This window comes from Micrococcaceae bacterium Sec5.1 (assembly GCA_039636795.1).
In the GTDB taxonomy this organism is placed as follows: domain Bacteria; phylum Actinomycetota; class Actinomycetes; order Actinomycetales; family Micrococcaceae; genus Arthrobacter.
In genome coordinates this window covers 5,002,870-5,020,920 of record CP143430.1, presented here as the reverse complement: position 1 = coordinate 5,020,920, position 18,051 = coordinate 5,002,870, and the positions used below count along the sequence as shown (strand labels likewise).

The following is an 18,051-nucleotide window of genomic DNA, read 5'->3' as shown; positions in this document are numbered from 1 at the left end:
GGTGTGCTTGGTGGATCGCCGTTGATGCCTTGGAGTTGAGCATAGGCGAACCACCCGCCCGGAACGTTGCGGGCCCGTTGCGTTACGGAGCAACCCACGACGGCGGCCTGTCGGCACCCGCTTTCGTCCCGGCGTCTTACATCCCATTTAGGATGGGCGCAACAGACCGGTGGTGGCGCGCGTTGCGAGGGAGAATCGTGGGCTTGTTTTTTGGGAGATCATTCTTGAAAGGCGGCGCGGCCGGCGTGCTGGCTGCCTGGCTTATCGGCACGTCCTTGGCGCCAGCGGCGAACGCTGTCGATGCCGACGACCTTGTCATTTATGGCCCCAACATTGTGGGTGCGGCGCTCTCCGTCGAGCGAGCCTACGACTACTTCATTGCATGCGATCCAAACCCGCAGGTGAACTACACCGTCCAGTGGCTGCGGGACGGTAAGCCGGTGGGGCCCAGTCCTGGGTATTCCACAGCGCTCCATGCACTGACCATTGATGATGTTGGATCCAGGATCTCGGCGGTTGTCAGCGGTGCTCAGGAGTGCCCGCCCGTTCGGGTGGACGATCCAAGGGTGATCCGGAAAGAACCGTCACGGGCCGAGGGCTTCACGGGCCGGGGTGCCTTTGAATTGGAGGCCCGCCGCTCGGATGGGGTGCTGTTTTCGTATCTGGGCCAGGACGCGTCGCAAGGCTGGAAGAGCGTCCTGCGAATCGGGCCGGGCTGGGAGTCCTTTACGAGAATTATCGCCCCAGGAGACATCACCGCGGACGGCCTCAACGACATCCTGGCTACGGACCTCTCAGGCGCCCTCGTTCAGTACGAAGGTTATGGTGACGGCGCGTTCACCACCCACTATCGAAATGTCGTCGGCTCAGGATGGAATGCGATGGATAAGGTGGTGGGTCCCGGGGATTTCGATGGAAATGGACTGAACGACCTTTTGGCGAGCGACGCCAAGGGAGACCTCTATCTATACCCCAGGGTTGACAGAAGCTCGTGGAGTCCGCGGGTAAAAGTCGGCCAAGGCTGGGGCACCATGGACTTGATTTTCGCGCCGGGAGACTTCAACGGTGACGGCAACGTAGATGTCATGGCGAAGGACAAGGACGGCCGGCTGTTCCTGTATGGCGGCAATGGCCGCGGCGGATGGATCACGCCGAGGCAGGTAGGGCAAGGCTGGAATGCCTTGTCCAAAATCGGAAGTGTCGGGGATTTCAACCACGATGGGTTCAGTGATGTCCACGGCGTAAATGCTGCCGGTGATCTGTTGATGTACTACGGCGATGGTCGAGGCGGGTGGAAAGGCGTGGAGACAGTGGGCCGCGGCTGGGGCGGTTTCAACGGGCTCTACTAAGGAAGCTGTTCGGCTGTAGTTGCAAGAGCTGGGAGAAATGTGGGCATGATTTCATGGAAAAATGACAGCTTCCGGCGTGCAAGCGCTGCGGGGCTCTTGGCGGTGCTACTTGCGGTTTCGGCCGTGGCCCCCGCCGCAATGGCCATCGATCCTGATGACGTCCACCTTGATGGGCGAACCATTGTGGGTTCGTATCTGTCGGTGGCCGCGTCCAACTACTTCGAGGGCTGCAGCGGAAGTTGGAAGCCCGACATGACAATTCAATGGCTGAGGGACGGCGTACCCGTTCCTGTTGTTCCACCGGAGAACCCGTATTTGTATCGTTTGAGAACCCCTGATCTCGGTCACCGTATTTCTGCAGTCGTCACGGGATCGCCCGTGAACTGTGCCGATCGGACAGTAACCACGCCTCCATCGGACCCCATCATGAAGGAACCCATGAGGGCCGAGGGCTTCACGGGCAGGAACGCCTTTGAGGTCATGGCACGCAAGCATGACGGGACCCTGATGCTGTACCTCGGACAGGACAACGCAAAGGGTTGGAAGGACGTGCGGCAGGTTGGGCCAGGCTGGGAAGGCTTCAGCAAAATCATCGGGGCCGGCGATTTTGGGGCCGATGGTGTCAACGACCTCCTCACGCAGAACAGTGAGGGGAGGATGTTCCAGTTCAATGGCACCGGCGACGGCGGCTTCCACACTTATCAGGATCCCGGAATCGACTATGGCTTTGGACCGGGGTGGAATGCCTTCGACAAAGTGCTGGGGCCCGGCGACTTCGATGGCGATGGCTTGAATGATCTCCTCGCCAGTGAGGCCAATGGCGATCTTTACCTCTACCCTTCAGGTTTTGAGCGAGTCATCAAGCCGGGAGTTTACGTCGGCCACGGCTGGGACGTCATGGACCTGCTGATCGGCCCCGGGGACTGGGACGGCGACGGCAACGTGGACGTGCTGGCCAAGGACAAGACCGGAAGGCTCTACTTCTACGGCGGGAATGGTCACGGTGGCTGGACCACCGCTCGGCAGATCGGGCAGGGCTGGAATGCCTTGACGATGATCGGCAGTGCTGGCGACTTCAACCGGGACGGTTTCAACGATGTCCATGGGGTGAATGCCGCTGGCGATCTGGTGATGTACTACGGCGATGGCCGCGGGGGCTGGAAGGGCGTTGAGACTGTCGGTTGGGGCTGGAACATCTTCAACGGGCTCTACTGAGCGGGGGCGAACGTGTCGAGAAGGAAGTCAATCGCAACAGCAGTGCTGCTGGCTCTGGCGCTCGCAGTTTCTGCAACGGGTCCGGCCGCGTCCGCAGTAGACGCGCCGGACGTGAAAGTATCGGGCAACCCAATCGTGGGGGCGGTGTTGATCGTCGATGGGGCCCAGGAGCACTTCGAAGGCTGCGGCGGATACGGGGACCCTGGATATTCCATTCAGTGGCTTCGCGACGGGGAACCGATCGCACCGGATCCCCGTTTTAGCCCCTACCTCCATGTCGTGGAATTGGACGACCTCGGCGGTCGGATCTCCGCTGTGGCCAGTGGCTCGCCCGCCGCATGCGCCGGCCGGAAAGTGGTGACGCAGCAAACCGCAGTGGTAGAGAAAGAACCACTGCGGGCTGCAGGATTCACGGGGCGCGGAGTCTTCGAACTGCTGGGCCGAACCCATGACTGGACGCTCATGCTGTACCTCGGCGAGGACACATCAAAGGGATGGAAGGAAAGCCGTCAGGTAGGCCCGGGATGGGGACTGTTTACCAGGATCATTGCCGGGGGCGATCTGACCCACGACGGCATTGCTGATCTGATGGTCGAGAACACCTCGGGGACGCTCTACCGGTTCCCGGGGACAGGCGACGGCGGATTCCACACTGATAACGCACAGGGCACCTGGGAGTGGAGCGCCATGGACAACGCGATTGGGCCCGGTGACTGGAACGGGGATGGACCTAACGATCTGCTGGCCAGCGACGCAACTGGCGATCTTTTCGTCTTCCCTTCCCAGCCGTTCGGCGGCTGGGGTGCTCGGGAAAAGGTCGGCCACGGCTGGGACGTCATGGACCTGCTCATCGGGCCTGGTGACTGGGATGGAGACGGCAACGTGGACGTCCTGGCGAAAGACAAAGCCGGACGCCTGTATCTGTATGGCGGCGACGGCCACGGTGGCTGGACCACCGCTCGGCAGATCGGGCAGGGCTGGAATGCCTTGACGATGATCGGCAGTGCTGGCGACTTCAACCGGGACGGTTTCAATGATGTCCACGGCGTTAATGCCGGTGGCGATCTGGTGATGTACTACGGCGACGGCCGCGGCGGTTGGAAGGGTGTTGAAACTGTCGGTTGGGGCTGGAACATCTTCAACGGGCTCTACTGAAACGCCACCAAACCAGCCCCAACCACAGCATCCCCTACCAAAGCAGCCCCTACTGAACCGGCCTTAGCCGCAGACCCTGCATGCCGCCGTCGACCGCCAAGGAGGTTCCCGACGTCGAACCGGACAGGGGGCTCGCGAGGTAAGCCACCGCGCCTGCAACCTCGGCCGGGTCCACCATCCGGCCATGCGGTTGACGGGCATTGAGTGCGGCGCGCTCAGCTGCCGGGTCAGCGGCGGAATCCAGGAGGCGGCCGACCCAGGGCGTGTCCACAGTGCCTGGGTTGACGCAGTTCACGCGGATGCCCTCGCGGACGTGGTCGGCAGCCATGGCAAGCGTCAAGGACAGCACCGCGCCCTTGGACGCCGAGTACAGCGCCCGCTGCGGCAACCCCGCCGTGGCTGCGATGGAGCACGTGTTGACGATTGAAGCGGCCGGCGACTCGCGCAGGTACGGCAGGGCAGCACGGCTGACGCGCGCAATTCCCACGACGTTGATGTTCAGGACCCGGAGCCACTCGTCGTCGTCGTTCGCGGAGATGTCGCCTTGGGCGCCGATGCCGGCGTTGTTGACCACGATGTCCAGGCGGCCAAACTGCTTGGCAACGGTTTCGACGGCGGTGCGCACCGAAGCGTTATCGGCCACGTTGCATTCCACGCCGAAGTGCGGGCTGGTTTCCGGTGTCAGATCCAGGACGGCAACTTGCGCGCCACCGGCGGCAAGCCGGTCGGCGATGGCCGCACCAATTCCGGACGCTCCGCCGGTTACGAGTGCTGCCAGGCCTTCGAATTCCTGGCCCACTGCGGATGCCATCAGGCGTTGATGTGGACAGAGGCGGCGGAAACGGTCCCGGCCTGCGCGCGGTAGTATTCCTGCCGCTGGCGTCCCAAGCCGTCAATCTCCAGCTCCACCACGTCGCCGGGCTGGATGTACGGGAAACGACCAGACAGGGCCACACCCTCGGGTGTGCCGGTGATGATGACGTCGCCAGGCTCCAGGACCATGTACTGGCTGAGGTGGTGAACGATCGTGGCGGGATCGAAAATCATGTCCGAGGTGTTCGAGTCCTGGCGGGCTTCGCCGTTGACCGAGGTCCTCAGACGGAGGTTGCCCGCATCCACGTCAGCTGCGGGAACCAGCCAGGGGCCAAGGGGAGTGGAGGCGGGGAGCGACTTGCCCTTGGTCCATTGTCCGGCGGCTCCCGGAATCTGGTAGTCGCGCTCGGAGAGGTCGTTGGCCACTGCGTAGCCGGCGATGCATGCTTCGGCCTCGTCCAGGGACGAAAGGTAGGACGCTTCCTTGCCGATCACTATTGCCAATTCCACTTCCCAGTCATACTTTTCCGACGACGGCGGGATGGGGGCAGCGTCGAAAGGACCGCTGATGGTGTTGGACGGCTTCAGGAAAACCACCGGTACCTCGGGCGGCGTGGACCCGGATTCGGCTGCGTGGGCGGTGTAGTTCAAGCCAATGCAGATGACCGAGCCCGGACGGGCCACAGGCGCTCCGATGCGCAGGCCTTCTGCCTGGATTTCAGGAAGTTTTCCGGATTCCAGGGCTTCGCGGGTGCGGGTGAAGCCGCCCGAGGCGAGGAAAACGCCGTCGATGTCGTTGGTCAGCGGCGAGAGATCGAAGTACTTCTCTGTGCCGTCGGCGTCCTGGGCGATGACGGCCGGTTGTTCGTTTCCGGCCGTACCCAGCCTGGCGAATTTCAAGGTCATGGCTTCCTCCGTGCGTTTGGGACTAACATCCGAGCTCTAGTGTGCTGTTTCACTACATAATACGGAAATGTGACCCATTGACAAGGTAGACATCGGATGTTTAGCTCTACCTAGATCAACCGGCTGCCAAGCAAGGAGCGCAATGAGCGTCATCACCGCAGTGGACACTTTCGATATCCGCTTTCCCACCTCACAGGACCTCGATGGCTCCGACGCCATGAACCCGGACCCCGACTATTCAGCCGCCTACCTGATTGTTCGCACCGATGCCGGTGACGGTCATGAAGGCCACGGCTTCGTGTTCACGATCGGGCGCGGGAACGAGGTTGAGACGGCAGCCCTCGACGCTCTTCGGGACCACATTTTGGGCCGGAACGTGGAGGATCTCCTGGGAGACATGGGCGCCACCTGGAAGTTGATGGTCCACGATTCCCAACTCCGCTGGCTTGGTCCGGAAAAGGGCGTCATGCATATGGCCATTGGCGCGGTGGTGAACGCCCTCTGGGATCTGAAGGCCAAGCGGGCGGGCTTGCCGCTCTGGGAACTGCTCGCAGACATGAGTCCTGAGGAACTCGTGGCATTGGTGGACTTCAGATACCTCAGCGATGCCCTCACTCCGGATGAAGCGCTGGCAATCCTGCGCGCAGCGGAGGCGGGCAAGGAAGTACGTAAAGTGGCACTTCGCGCTGAGGGCTACCCCGCTTACACCACGACGCCGGGCTGGCTGGGTTACAGCGACGAGAAACTGACCCGCCTGGCCAAGGAAGCCGTGGCCGACGGGTTTGCGCAGATCAAGCTCAAGGTAGGCGCCTCTTTGGAGGACGATGTTCGCCGCGTGGGAATTGCCCGCGAGGCGGTGGGGCCGGACATCAGGATTGCGGTGGACGCCAACCAGCGCTGGGATGTCCAGGAAGCCATCGATTGGATGGCCCACCTGGCCCCTTATGACATCGCCTGGATCGAGGAACCCACCAGCCCTGACGACGTCCTGGGTCACGCGGCGATTGCCCGCGGGGTTGACCCTGTCCCCGTGGCCACGGGGGAGCACGTCCAGAACCGGGTGATGTTCAAGCAAATGCTCCAAGCCGGTTCCCTCCAGGTCCTGCAGATTGATGCAGCCCGGGTAGCTGGAGTCAACGAGAACATCGCCATTCTGCTGCTCGCTGCCAAATTTGGTGTGCCTGTCTGCCCTCATGCCGGTGGTGTGGGGCTTTGCGAGGCCGTTCAGCACCTGTCCATGTTCGACTTCGTCGCCGTTTCAGGGACAAAAGAAGGCAGGATGATCGAGTTCGTGGACCATCTGCACGAGCACTTCATCACACCCGTGGATGTCCGAAGCGGCGTGTACTGGCCGCCGTCGGCTCCTGGCGCGGGCAACGAAATGGTCCGTGAAACACTGGCCGAATACGCGTTCCCCGACGGCCCCGTCTGGGCCCGATAACGTACCGCGACAGCACGTGCACGCTCACAAGGAAGTGATCGCATGACCCAGCAAGCACCACCACTGCTCTCCCTCCACGGAGTCAGCAAGACTTTTCCCGGAGTCCGGGCCCTGAACAACATGGGGCTGGAGCTTCGCCACGGTGAAGTCCTTGCGCTCGTGGGAGAGAACGGTGCCGGAAAGTCCACGCTGATGAAGCTTCTTTCGGGCATCTATACACCGGACAGCGGCACCTTTGAGCTGAACGGTACGGCCTTTGAGCTGAACGGTACGGCCTTTGTGCCGGACAGTCCCAAGCACGCGCAGGAACTGGGCATCAGCATCATCCACCAGGAATTCAACCTGATGCCGGACCTCACCGTGGCGCAGAACATTTTCATCGGCCGCGAACCCCGGCGCTTCGGAGTGCTGAACGAACGGGCCCTTAACCACCAGACCCAGGAGCTGCTGGACAGGATCGGGCTGCAGCTGAATCCCCGTCAGAAAGTAGGGCAGCTGACGGTCGCCAAGCAGCAGATGGTGGAGATCGCGAAAGCACTGAGCCACGATTCCAAAGTGATCATCATGGACGAGCCAACGGCAGCCCTGAATGACGCCGAGGTGGCCGCCCTGCACCAGATCATCCGTGGATTCATCTCTCCCGACACCGGCGTCATCTACATCTCGCACCGCATGGACGAACTCAAACAGATCTCTCAGCGCATCACCGTCATCCGCGATGGCGAGTACGTGGACACAGTCAGCACGGCGGAGACCACCATGAAGGAAGTCATTTCCTTGATGGTGGGGCGTCAGATTTCGGGAGAACAGCGCCCGACGGCGGTCCCCACCGAGGTGCGTAACGACGTCGTGCTTTCGGTTGAGGGGTTATCGACGCGATCCTTGCTGCGGGATGTCGGCTTCGACCTGCGACGTGGCGAAATCCTTGGCTTTGCCGGACTCATGGGAGCAGGTCGGACGGAAGTGGCGCGTGCCTTGGTTGGCGCTGATCGTGCCACGTTTACGCGGCTACAGGTGCGCGGCGCTGATGCGGCCATCCCGAACCCTGCTGCTGCCGCGAAACTGGGCATCGGGTACGTGTCCGAGGACCGCAAGCATCTTGGCCTCATGCTTGAGCGGGACGTGAAAGAGAACATCATGCTCTCTTCGCTCGCCGCGAATGCGCCGGGCGGGTTCATCAAGGATTCGGCCTTGCGCCGGACCGCTGAGGAATACAGCAGGAAGCTTCGGATCAAAACGCCATCCATCCACCAGCTGGCCCGCAATCTCTCCGGCGGCAACCAGCAGAAGATCGTGATCGCCAAGTGGCTGGTCAAGGACTGCGACATTCTCATCTTTGATGAACCCACACGCGGAATCGACGTTGGTGCCAAGGAGGAAATTTACAGGCTCCTTAACGAACTGGCCGCCGGTGGGAAATCGATCATCATGATCTCCTCGGAGCTTCCCGAGATCCTGCGCATGTCCCACAGGATCGCCGTTATGGCCGAAGGCCGGATCACAGGCTTCCTCAGCAACGCTGAAGCCACCCAGGAACACATCATGGAGCTGGCCACCCGCCGCGCCATCGCCACACCAGGAGCAATGACAGCATGAGCCTTGTAGAGACCCCCGCGTCCCGCAACCAGGGTACAAAGCCCGGACCCGCCGAACAGAAGCCCGTACGTGACCTGGCTACCCGGTTCCGTTCATCCCTTCAACAGCTCCTGGCCTTCGGTTCACTCATTGTCCTGGTGATCTTTTTCGGCGCAATGAACTCGCGGTTCCTGGTGCCGAGCAACCTTTCGGACATCCTGCTCTCCACAGTGGTGATCGGGTTGCTGGCCCTCGGCGCGACGTTCGTGATCATCACCGGGGGCATTGATCTCTCCGTCGGTACCGGCATGAGCCTGTGCTCGGTGATGACAGGCGTTGTCCTGACCTATCTTGGGCTGCCGCTGTGGGCTGGCGTCATTGGCGGCATCCTGATGGGAGCCGTGATTGGTGCCGTCAACGGGTTCCTGATCTCCTTCCTGAAGATTCCACCGTTCATCGCCACCTTGGCCACCATGCTCGTTGCACAGGGTATGGCCCTGGTAGTCTCCGGAACCAAGCCGATCTATTTCACCAGCACTGAAGGCTTCGCCAACCTCGCCCTCGGCAAGCCCATCCCGGGCCTGGTGGTTCCCAACGCGGTATTTATCTTCTTCGCAGTGGCCGTACTGGCAGGGCTTGTCATGAGCAAGACACTGTTGGGCCGCTACACCTTTTCCATCGGCTCCAACGAGGAAGCCACGGCACTTTCCGGCATCAACGTGCGGAACTGGAAGTTGTGGATTTATACGGCCGCTGGAGCCTTCACAGGCCTGGCCGGCGTCATCATCGCAGCCCGCCTCAACTCAGCCCAGCCCGGGCAGGGCATGGGCTACGAACTACAGGCGATTGCCGCCGTCGTGATCGGTGGAACATCCCTCGCAGGAGGCAAAGGCTCCATCGTCGGAACAGTGATCGGCGCCCTCATCATGTCCGTCCTGACCAACGGCCTGCGCATCATCTCCGTGCCGCAGGAATGGCAGAACGTGGCAATCGGCGTCGTGATCCTCGTAGCGGTCTATCTGGACATGCTGCGCAGGAAGGAGACCGCCAAATAGCCGCTGTGCTTCCGCTCCAACCACCCACATCCTCTCCAGAACGCATCCTCAGAAAAAGGGAGTCTTCAATCGTGAGCAAGTCCATCCACAACCGCCGTTCCTTCCTTACCCTCACCGGCCTCGCCCTCGGTGCCGTCGCCATCGCCGGCTGCGAGGCACCGGCCGGATCCGCGAGTGCCAGCGGAGCAGCAGCAGACGGCGCCAAGCCGTACATCGCTGTCGTGTCCAAAGGTTTCCAACACCAGTTCTGGCAGGCCGTTAAGCAAGGAGCGGACAAAGCTGCCAAGGAATTCAATGTCGATATCACCTTTGAAGGCCCGAACACCGAGAAGGACGTGGACCAGCAGATCCAGATGCTCACCACCGCCCTGGGCAAGTCGCCTGCAGCTATCGGCTTCGCAGCGCTGGACTCGCAGGCCGCCACGCCCCTCCTGGAGCAGGCCAAGAGCAAGAACATCCCCGTCATTGCGTTCGACTCTGGCGTCGACTCCACCATCCCGGCCACCACGGCCTCCACCGACAACAAGGCTGCAGCAGCTGAGGCTGCCAAGCACCTTGCTGAACTGATTGGCGGGTCAGGCGAGATCGCCATCATCGGCCACGACCAGACGTCCAAGTCCGGCACCGACCGCCGCGACGGCTTCAAGGAATACATCGAGAAGAACAACCCCGGTGTCAAGATCGTCGCCATCCAGTACGCCGGTGGCGACCAGCTGCTCTCGGCAGACGCTGCCAAGGCAATCATTACCGCCAATCCGAACCTCAAAGGCATGTACGGAACCAACGAAGGCTCGGCAATCGGCGTCGTCAAGGCCGTGGAAGAACTCGGCCTCAAGGGCAAGCTGACGATCGTCGGATTCGACTCCGGCAAGGCGCAAATCGACGCCATCAAGTCCGGACTCATGGCCGGCGCCGTCACCCAGAACCCGGTCGGCATCGGCTACGAAACCGTCAAGGCAGCCGTTGCCGCCATCAAGGGTGAGAAGTTGCCGAGCAAGATCGACACGGGCTTCTACTGGTACGACGCAAAGAACATCGACTCCGAGACCATTAAGCCCAACCTCTACGAATAGAATCACGCCCGATTGGGTGGGGCCCTGTGCCCCTCTGCGCCCCTCCCAATCCTGCCCTGTCGCTCCAAAAGCACCACCAACTCCCGGCACACGGAAGGTATCCCGTTGATCCAGCACGCACCTTGGTTTGAAGAGTCCCGCTTTGGCATGTTTGTCCATTGGGGCCTCTACGCTCTGCCTGCCCGGCACGAGTGGGTGATGAACCGGGAGGAAACCACTGTGGAGGAGTACTCCAAATACTTCCGGCGCTTTGACCCCGATCTCTACGATCCAAACGAGTGGGCACGCGCAGCGCGTAAGGCCGGCATGAAGTACGTGGTCCTCACCACCAAGCATCACGACGGCTTCTGCCTGTGGGACTCCGCTCTGACCGACTACAAAGCCACCAACACGCCAGCCGGCCGTGACCTGATCGCACCCTACGTTCAAGCGCTGCGGGCTGAAGGGCTCAAAGTCGGCTTCTACCACTCGCTGATCGACTGGCACCACCCCGACTTCACCATCGATGGCGTGCACCCGCAACGCAACATCACCGACGTCGAAAGCCTCAACGCCGGGCGCGATATGGCACGCTACCGCGAGTACCTGCACGGCCAGGTCCGTGAGCTCCTCAGCAACTACGGCACCATCGACTACCTGTTCTTCGATTTCTCCTACGACGAAGATGAACACGCCGGGTTCTGGGGCGCCAAAGGCGCCAAGGACTGGGACTCCGAAACGCTGCTCGCCATGGTGCGGGAACTCCAGCCCGACATCGTGGTCAATGACCGCCTGGGGATCCCCGGAGACTTTGTCACCCCTGAGCAGTACCAGCCAGCAGGTCCCATGATGGTCGACGGCGCCCCGGTCAGCTGGGAGGCGTGCCAAACGTTGAACGGCAGCTGGGGTTACGACCGCGACAACCTCAACTACAAATCCGTGGACCTGCTGATCCGAATGCTGGTGGATGGCGTCTCCAAGGGCGGAAACCTTCTGCTCAACGTAGGCCCAACAGGCCGGGGCAGCATCGACCCCAGAGCGCTCGCCTCCCTCGAAGGGATCGGCGAATGGATGCAACTGCACTCCCGCTCCATTTACGGTGCAGGAACATCCCAGTTCACAGCACCACCGGATACCCGCTACACCCAGCGCGGGAACCGGCTGTACGTGCACCTCTTCGCGTGGCCCTTTGAATACGTCCATCTCCCGGACCTGGCTGGCAAGGTGGAGTACGCCCAACTCCTCAACGATGCGTCCGAAGTCTTCCTGCAAGAGGGTGACCCCGGACAGCAAGCCATCAACATCACCCCCGGCGGCCAGCCGGCCGGGACGCTGACCATCAAGCTCCCCGTCCAGCGGCCCGACGTCGCTGTGCCCGTGCTTGAGCTGTTCCTGAAGCCGGGGGACTTCAATGACTGAAAGCATCGCCCTCCACACCCGCCTCAAGCCCGGAACCGAGGAGGAATACGCCCACGCCCACGCAAACATCCCACCCGAACTGGTCGAAGCCCTTAAAGGAGCCGGCGTGCGGAATTGGCGGATCTGGCGCAGCGGGCTGGACCTTTTCCACGTGGTGGACGTCGAGGACTACCAAGCCATGCGGCGGGCGCTCGCCGATCATCCGGCGAACGTCCCTTGGCAAGCCCGGATGGCCGAACTTCTTGAGGTTCAGGACGATTACTCCGGGAACGATTCGGGTATCCAGAAAGTATGGGAGCTGCCATGAACCTGGAACCACTTAACCTCGGCAGGCTCGGATTCGGTGCGGCCGGCATCGGGAACCTGTACAAGGCCATCCCTGATGGGGAAGCCATGGCCACTGTCCTGGCCGCTTGGGACGCAGGCTTTCGCTATTTTGATACCGCACCGCACTATGGCCTGGGCTTGTCTGAGCAGAGACTGGGTGCTGTCCTCCGGGAGAAACCTCGGGACGAATTCGTCATCTCCACTAAAGTGGGCCGCTTGTTGGAAGCCAACACCGGCGGCGCCGCGGCAAAGGACGGTTCAGTAAAGGACGACGAAGGCTTCGACGTCCCCGCCACCACCAGGCGGGTGTGGGATTTCACCGAAGCCGGCATTCGGCGCAGCATAGAGGACTCCTTGGAACGCCTGGGTCTGGATCACGTGGACATCGCGTACCTCCACGATCCCGATGTTCACGATCTCCAGGCCGGGATCTCCCAGGCCCTTCCAGCGCTGGAAAAACTGCGCGAAGAAGGGGTGGTCAAAGCCATTGGCGTCGGCACCAACTCCGCGGAGGCAGCCTTGGAGTGTGTCGAGGCCGCGGACCTGGACCTCGTCATGCTCGCAGGCCGCTACACACTGCTTGAGCAGCCCAGCGTCCCGCTGCTTGACCGGTGTGTGGAGCGCCGCACCGGCGTCGTGAATGTTGGCGTCTATAACTCCGGGTTGTTGGCACGTCCCGAAGTCCCCGACGACGCGCATTACAACTACGACCGCGCCCCGCGTGAAGTGGTCGAGCGTGCGCGGGCGCTTGCCGCGGTCTGCCGGGATTTCGGCGTTGAACTTCCGACGGCGGCAATCCAGTTCCCGTTGCGGCATCCGGCCGTGGTGAACGTGACAGTCGGAGCCAGCAAAGCTGAACAAGTCACCTCGAACGCCAGCCGTATGCAGGAATCAGTGCCGGAAGAATTGTGGGATGCATTGGAGGCTCTGGGGGCGTGATTGACGCGCATCTGCACCTGTGGAACCTCGAGGCCTCCATGAACGGGGGTGTCCGACCCTACTCGTGGCTGGGCCCGCAGCACGGCGCGCTGTTCCGCAGCTTCGGGGAGGATGAGGCCGGAGAGGTCTTGGCCGCAGCCGGGATCAGGGGAGCGGTACTGGTCCAGGCGGACGATACGGTTGCCGACACCCAGAGCATGCTTGGGGTGGCCGCGCGCAATCCTTGGGTACTCGGCGTCGTGGGGTGGGTCCAACTGGATTCGCCAACACAGGCCGCGGAGCAGCTGGACGCGTTCACCGCGCATTCCGTGTTCAGCGGAGTCCGGCACTTGGTGCACGACGATCGCCGCGATGACTTCCTTGACCTGCCCTCGGTACGGAAATCCCTGGCCATGGTTGCTGCACGCGGCCTGGCCTTCGATGTTCCGGATGCCTTCCCGCGTCACTTGGGAGCCACTGTCCGGCTTGCCCGAGAACTTCCTGCGCTGACCGTGGTCGTGGATCATCTCGGGAAGCCACCGCTTGCGGATGCGGCTGCGATTGATGTTTGGCGCTCTGATTTTCGAGAACTCGGGCGGCTGCCCAACACGGTGGCTAAAGTGTCAGGCCTGCACCTGCCCGGCGTCGAGTACTCGGCTGATGCGTTGCGGCCGCTGTTCGAGGAAGCGCTGGAAGCCTTCGGCCCCGATCGCTTGATGATCGGCAGCGACTGGCCAGTCAGTACGCTCGGTGCGCCGTACGGCAGGACCTTGGATGTGTTGTTGGAACTCGTGTCTACACTGAGCGTCCCGGAACAGGATGCCGTACTCGAGGCGACAGCCATTCGCACCTACGGGCTGCCGGTTACGCCGCTTCCACAGGACTAGCGCTTTCGAGGGATTAGAGCGCCTGCCGCAGCCAGTTCTCCACGCCGCTGATGTGGACCGTCACGAGGGCCCGGACCAGCTCGGCATCGCCGCGTTCCAAGGCGTCGGCGATCGCACGGTGCTCGGCAAGGGTGTGCGCCACGGCCTTTTCCTGCGTCAGGCCACGCCAGATCCGGGCACGAACCGTGCTGCTGGACAGGGCTTCCAACAGGCTGCCCAGGTAGTCGTTCCCTGCGGCTTCGGTGATGATGCTGTGGAATTCGAGGTCGTGGGCTACCAGTTCTTCGACGTCGGTGTTTTCATCGATGCCGTCCATGGTGGCGCGGAGTGCCGTGAGTTCGGCTGGCCCGATCTTGCCGGCAGCGAGGTGGGCTGTGGCGGGTTCCAGGATTCGTCGGACCTCAAAGAGTTCCAGGATGGAGCGATCCTGATGCAGGTCAACCACAAAAGCGACGGCTTCGTTGAGCAGCTTGGCGTCGAGGCTGGTGACGTAGGTTCCATCGCCGCGGCGGACGTCGAGCACGCGGATGAGCTCCAGCGCCTTCACCGCTTCACGCAGTGAACTGCGCGAAAGGCCGAGCCGCTCGCTCAGTTCCTTCTCCGGTGGAAGCCGATCCCCGGCTTTGAGTTCCCCGCGGATCAGCATGTCCTTGATCTTGCCAATCGCCTCATCTGTGACAGCCATGGGTCCATAGTAGTCGCGAATCATCGGATGTTTGGCTTAGGCGCGTTCTCCCGCATCTAGCCGTGGTTGTTCCCAGCCCTGGGAACAACCACGGCTACTTGGGCCCGTTAACCAACGACGGCGGCACTCAGGCTCCGATGTTACGGAACCCGGGTGCCGCCGTCGGGCGCTGCTTGGGGCTTGTTAGGAGTCGCCGCCACGCATGGGGCGGTTAGCAACCACCGGGGCGCTGCCGGTGTAGCCGTCGCGGGTCGCAGCAAGCTCATGGATCTGCTTGCGGCACAGGTACCAGCCGACCACCATCAGTGCGCAGGCGATACCCGTGACAAGCATGGTGAGCGGGGAGTCGATGAAGACCATCACCAGCACGCCCACCAGGAACAGGAGCGAGAGGTAACCGGTATACGGCGCACCAAACATCCGGAAGGACGGGCGCTTGAGCCAGCCCTTGTCTGCCCAGCGCTTGAGCTGCATCTGGCACAGGACAATGGTGGCCCACGTGACGATGATGCCGACGGAAGCAACGTTCAGGACGATCTCGAACGCCTGTGACGGGACGAGGTAGTTCAGCGGAACGCCGAGCAGCGAGACGCCTGCCGTGATCGCAATGCCACCGTAGGGGACACCAGCCTTGTTCATGCGCTGGGCAAACTTCGGTGCGGAGCCGGCAACGGACATCGAGCGCAGAATACGGCCGGTGGAGTACAGGCCGGCATTCAGCGAGGACAGTGCGGCGGTGAGAACCACAAGGTTCATGATGACGTCAACGCCCTGGATGCCGATGGATCCGAAGAACGTTACGAACGGGCTGACGCCCTTCTCGTATGAGGTGTACGGGAGCAGCAGAGCCAGCAGGATGACCGAGCCGACGTAGAACACTGCGATACGGAAGACCACGGAGTTGATGGCCTTGGGCATGATCTTCTCAGGGTTCGGGGTTTCACCGGCGGCGGTGCCGATGAGCTCGATCGATGCGTAGGCGAACAGCACACCCTGCATGAGGATGATCATGGGAAGGATGCCATTGGGGAAGATGCCGCCGTTGTCCGAAAGGAGGCTGAAGCCAACTTCCTGGCCCTCGACGGGTGTGCCGAAGATGACGAAGTAGGTGCCCAACACCAGGAACGCCACCAGTGCGGCCACCTTGATGATGGCGAACCAGAATTCAAGCTCGCCGAAGACCTTGACCGATACGAGGTTCAGGCCCAGGACCACGACCAGTGCGATCAGCGCCCAGGCCCACTGTGGAACGACGCCGATCCACGGGACGTATTTGCCGAAGAAGTTCATGTACAGCGCCGCTGCTGTGATGTCCACGATGGTGGTGGTGGCCCAGTTGATCCAGTAGAACCAGCCGGAAACGAACGCGGCCTTCTCACCGAAGAACTCACGGGCGTAAGAAACGAAGGATCCCGACGACGGGCGGTGGAGAACGAGTTCACCGAGCGCGCGGAGGATCAGGAACGCGAAGAAGCCACATACGGCATAGGCGATGACGAGCGAAGGGCCGGCAGCGTTGAGGCGGCCACCTGCGCCGAGGAACAGACCGGTGCCGATTGCACCGCCGATCGCGATCATCTGGATCTGGCGGGGCTTCAGATCCTTGTGGTAGCCCTTGTCCTCCGTGTGGAGGGCTTTCTCGCTGGCATGCGCTTGGGCCGGGACCGTGTGGTCCGTAATGGGTGGGTTGGTCATTGGAATCCTTAGGGGTGTCCTGTTGGGGGTGTCCTGGACGCGTCTGGTCGGGGGCCGGAGCGCAGGACAGGGCCTCGGGGGTGTGCCTTATCGGGCGGGACGGCTCTTTTGAGCCGCTGGGCTTACTGGCCGGTTTCGGCTTACTTGCTCAGGTTTGCCAGACGTTCCGGGCTGAGCAGTTCCTCAAGCTGGGCAGCGGTCAACAGACCGTGCTCCAGGACGAGTTCTGCAACACCCTTGCCGGTGGCCAGCGCTTCTTGGGCGATGGCCGTGGCGGAGGCATAACCGATGTGGGGGTTCAATGCCGTGACGAGACCGATCGACTGCTCCACGGTAAGCCGTAGCCGTTCGGTGTTTGCGGTGATGCCCCGGACGCAGCGTGCCGTAAGGGTGCGGCACGCTGCTTCCAGGTGGGAGATGCTCTTGTGCAGGCTGTGCACAATGATCGGTTCGAAGGCGTTCAGCTGGAGCTGGCCCGCCTCCGCGGCCATGGTGACTGTGACATCGTTGCCGATGACTTCGTACGCCACCTGGCTGACCACTTCCGGGATCACCGGATTGATCTTGCCGGGCATGATCGACGAGCCGGACTGTACGGCCGGCAGGTTGATCTCGCCCAAACCCGCACGCGGTCCAGAGGACAGCAGGCGGAGGTCGTTACAAATCTTGGAGAGCTTCACTGCCACGCGCTTGAGGACGCCGGACAGGTGAACAAAGGCGCCGACGTCCTGCGTGGCCTCAATGAGGTCCGCCGACGTGAGGAGCGGAAGGCCCGTGATTTCGGCCAGGTGGCGGCATGCAGCGTCTGCGTAACCGACTGGCGCGTTCAGGCCAGTGCCAATAGCGGTGGCGCCAAGGTTGATTTCGTGGATCAGCATGTGGGATTCGTCCAGGCGGGCCCGGTCCTCGGCGATGGTCACGGCGTATCCGCCGAATTCCTGGCCCAGGGTCATGGGAACGGCGTCCTGAAGCTGGGTGCGGCCCATCTTCACTACCGTGCGGAATTCACGGCCCTTCTCGGCAAACGCCAGCTCGAGTTCTTCCAAGGCGAGGAGGAGTTCCTTCACCGAGAAGATCGTGGCGAGGTTTACCGCCGTCGGGTAGACGTCGTTGGTGGACTGGCTCAGGTTTACATGGTCGTTCGGGTGCAGCTTGGAGTAATCGCCCTTGGGGTGGCCAAGGATTTCCAGCGCGCGGTTGGCGATGACCTCGTTGGCGTTCATGTTGGAGCTGGTTCCCGCGCCGCCCTGGATCACGTCCACCATGAACTGCTCCTGGAGCATGCCGTCCATGACGTCCTGGCAGGCCTGCTCGATGGCTCCGGCACGTTCAGCATCCAGGAGGCCGAGCTCGTGGTTGGTGCGTGCTGCCGCCATTTTTACCGCGGCGAGGCCGCGGACCAAGTGACGGTTGGTGGACAGGGGCTGTCCGGTGATGGGGAAGTTCTCGATAGCCCGCAGGGTGTGGACGCCCCAGTAGGCGTTCCCGGGAATGTCGCGGTCCCCCAGGAGGTCGTGTTCGGAACGGATGGGGATCGCCTGATCGACGGTGGTCATAGC

Annotated in this window: 16 protein-coding genes; 11 read left to right on the top strand and 5 right to left on the bottom strand. The window is 62.2% G+C overall.

Going from position 1 to position 18,051, the window contains the following annotated elements; genetic code table 11:
• Nucleotides 1-224 precede the first annotated feature (224 nt).
• Genes VUN82_22965 through VUN82_22955 form a run of 3 tightly spaced genes read left to right on the top strand, consistent with a single transcriptional unit; the run spans nt 225 to nt 3,719 of the window.
• Nucleotides 225-1,349 carry a VCBS repeat-containing protein gene (locus VUN82_22965; GenBank protein ID XAS71897.1) on the top strand — a complete coding sequence of 375 codons (1,125 nt, stop codon included), beginning with the start codon at nt 225-227 and terminating at the stop codon, nt 1,347-1,349.
• 45 nt (nt 1,350-1,394) lie between these two features.
• Nucleotides 1,395-2,564, top strand: a complete 1,170-nt coding sequence (locus VUN82_22960) for a VCBS repeat-containing protein (protein ID XAS71896.1) — start codon at nt 1,395-1,397, stop codon at nt 2,562-2,564.
• A gap of 12 nt (nt 2,565-2,576) precedes the next feature.
• On the top strand, nt 2,577-3,719 hold the full coding sequence (locus VUN82_22955) for an FG-GAP-like repeat-containing protein (protein XAS71895.1): 1,143 nt from the start codon (nt 2,577-2,579) through the stop codon (nt 3,717-3,719).
• A gap of 49 nt (nt 3,720-3,768) precedes the next feature.
• On the opposite strand, the gene VUN82_22950 is transcribed toward VUN82_22955, so the two are convergent.
• Nucleotides 3,769-4,530 (bottom strand): SDR family oxidoreductase, encoded by a 762-nt coding sequence (locus tag VUN82_22950; GenBank protein XAS71894.1) that lies wholly within the window; start codon nt 4,528-4,530, stop codon nt 3,769-3,771.
• Nucleotides 4,530-5,438 carry a fumarylacetoacetate hydrolase family protein gene (locus VUN82_22945; protein XAS71893.1) on the bottom strand — a complete coding sequence of 303 codons (909 nt, stop codon included), beginning with the start codon at nt 5,436-5,438 and terminating at the stop codon, nt 4,530-4,532. The genes VUN82_22950 and VUN82_22945 overlap by 1 nt, the downstream gene beginning before the upstream one ends.
• Before the next feature lie 142 nt (nt 5,439-5,580).
• On the opposite strand from VUN82_22945, the gene VUN82_22940 reads away from it, so the two are divergent.
• The 8 genes from VUN82_22940 to VUN82_22905 all read left to right on the top strand — a co-directional run bounded on the left by VUN82_22940 (nt 5,581) and on the right by VUN82_22905 (nt 14,112).
• Nucleotides 5,581-6,879 carry an L-fuconate dehydratase gene (locus VUN82_22940; GenBank protein XAS71892.1) on the top strand — a complete coding sequence of 433 codons (1,299 nt, stop codon included), beginning with the start codon at nt 5,581-5,583 and terminating at the stop codon, nt 6,877-6,879.
• A 42-nt stretch (nt 6,880-6,921) separates the two neighbouring features.
• Complete coding sequence (locus VUN82_22935) at nt 6,922-8,475, top strand: sugar ABC transporter ATP-binding protein (GenBank protein XAS71891.1); 1,554 nt, start codon at nt 6,922-6,924, stop codon at nt 8,473-8,475.
• The gene (locus tag VUN82_22930) at nt 8,472-9,509 is read left to right on the top strand and encodes an ABC transporter permease (protein ID XAS71890.1); all 1,038 of its coding nucleotides are present in this window, start codon (nt 8,472-8,474) and stop codon (nt 9,507-9,509) included. Before VUN82_22935 ends, VUN82_22930 begins: the two co-directional genes overlap by 4 nt.
• Before the next feature lie 71 nt (nt 9,510-9,580).
• Nucleotides 9,581-10,582: an ABC transporter substrate-binding protein gene (locus tag VUN82_22925; GenBank protein XAS71889.1), complete on the top strand. Its 1,002-nt coding sequence runs from the start codon at nt 9,581-9,583 to the stop codon at nt 10,580-10,582.
• Nucleotides 10,583-10,687: 105 nt separating this feature from the next.
• Nucleotides 10,688-11,980: an alpha-L-fucosidase gene (locus VUN82_22920; GenBank protein ID XAS71888.1), complete on the top strand. Its 1,293-nt coding sequence runs from the start codon at nt 10,688-10,690 to the stop codon at nt 11,978-11,980.
• Complete coding sequence (locus VUN82_22915) at nt 11,973-12,287, top strand: L-rhamnose mutarotase (GenBank protein XAS71887.1); 315 nt, start codon at nt 11,973-11,975, stop codon at nt 12,285-12,287. Before VUN82_22920 ends, VUN82_22915 begins: the two co-directional genes overlap by 8 nt.
• Nucleotides 12,272-13,246, top strand: a complete 975-nt coding sequence (locus VUN82_22910) for an aldo/keto reductase (protein XAS71886.1) — start codon at nt 12,272-12,274, stop codon at nt 13,244-13,246. Before VUN82_22915 ends, VUN82_22910 begins: the two co-directional genes overlap by 16 nt.
• A complete protein-coding gene (locus tag VUN82_22905; protein XAS71885.1) occupies nt 13,243-14,112 on the top strand; it encodes an amidohydrolase family protein in 870 nt (289 codons plus the stop codon). Before VUN82_22910 ends, VUN82_22905 begins: the two co-directional genes overlap by 4 nt.
• Nucleotides 14,113-14,125: 13 nt before the next feature.
• On the opposite strand, the gene VUN82_22900 is transcribed toward VUN82_22905, so the two are convergent.
• From VUN82_22900 to VUN82_22890, 3 genes are all read right to left on the bottom strand, one after another.
• On the bottom strand, nt 14,126-14,797 hold the full coding sequence (locus tag VUN82_22900) for a FadR/GntR family transcriptional regulator (GenBank protein ID XAS71884.1): 672 nt from the start codon (nt 14,795-14,797) through the stop codon (nt 14,126-14,128).
• A 183-nt stretch (nt 14,798-14,980) separates the two neighbouring features.
• Complete coding sequence (locus VUN82_22895; GenBank protein ID XAS71883.1) at nt 14,981-16,492, bottom strand: amino acid permease; 1,512 nt, start codon at nt 16,490-16,492, stop codon at nt 14,981-14,983.
• A 140-nt stretch (nt 16,493-16,632) separates the two neighbouring features.
• Nucleotides 16,633-18,048, bottom strand: a complete 1,416-nt coding sequence (locus VUN82_22890; protein ID XAS71882.1) for an aspartate ammonia-lyase — start codon at nt 18,046-18,048, stop codon at nt 16,633-16,635.
• Nucleotides 18,049-18,051: the final 3 nt, after the last annotated feature.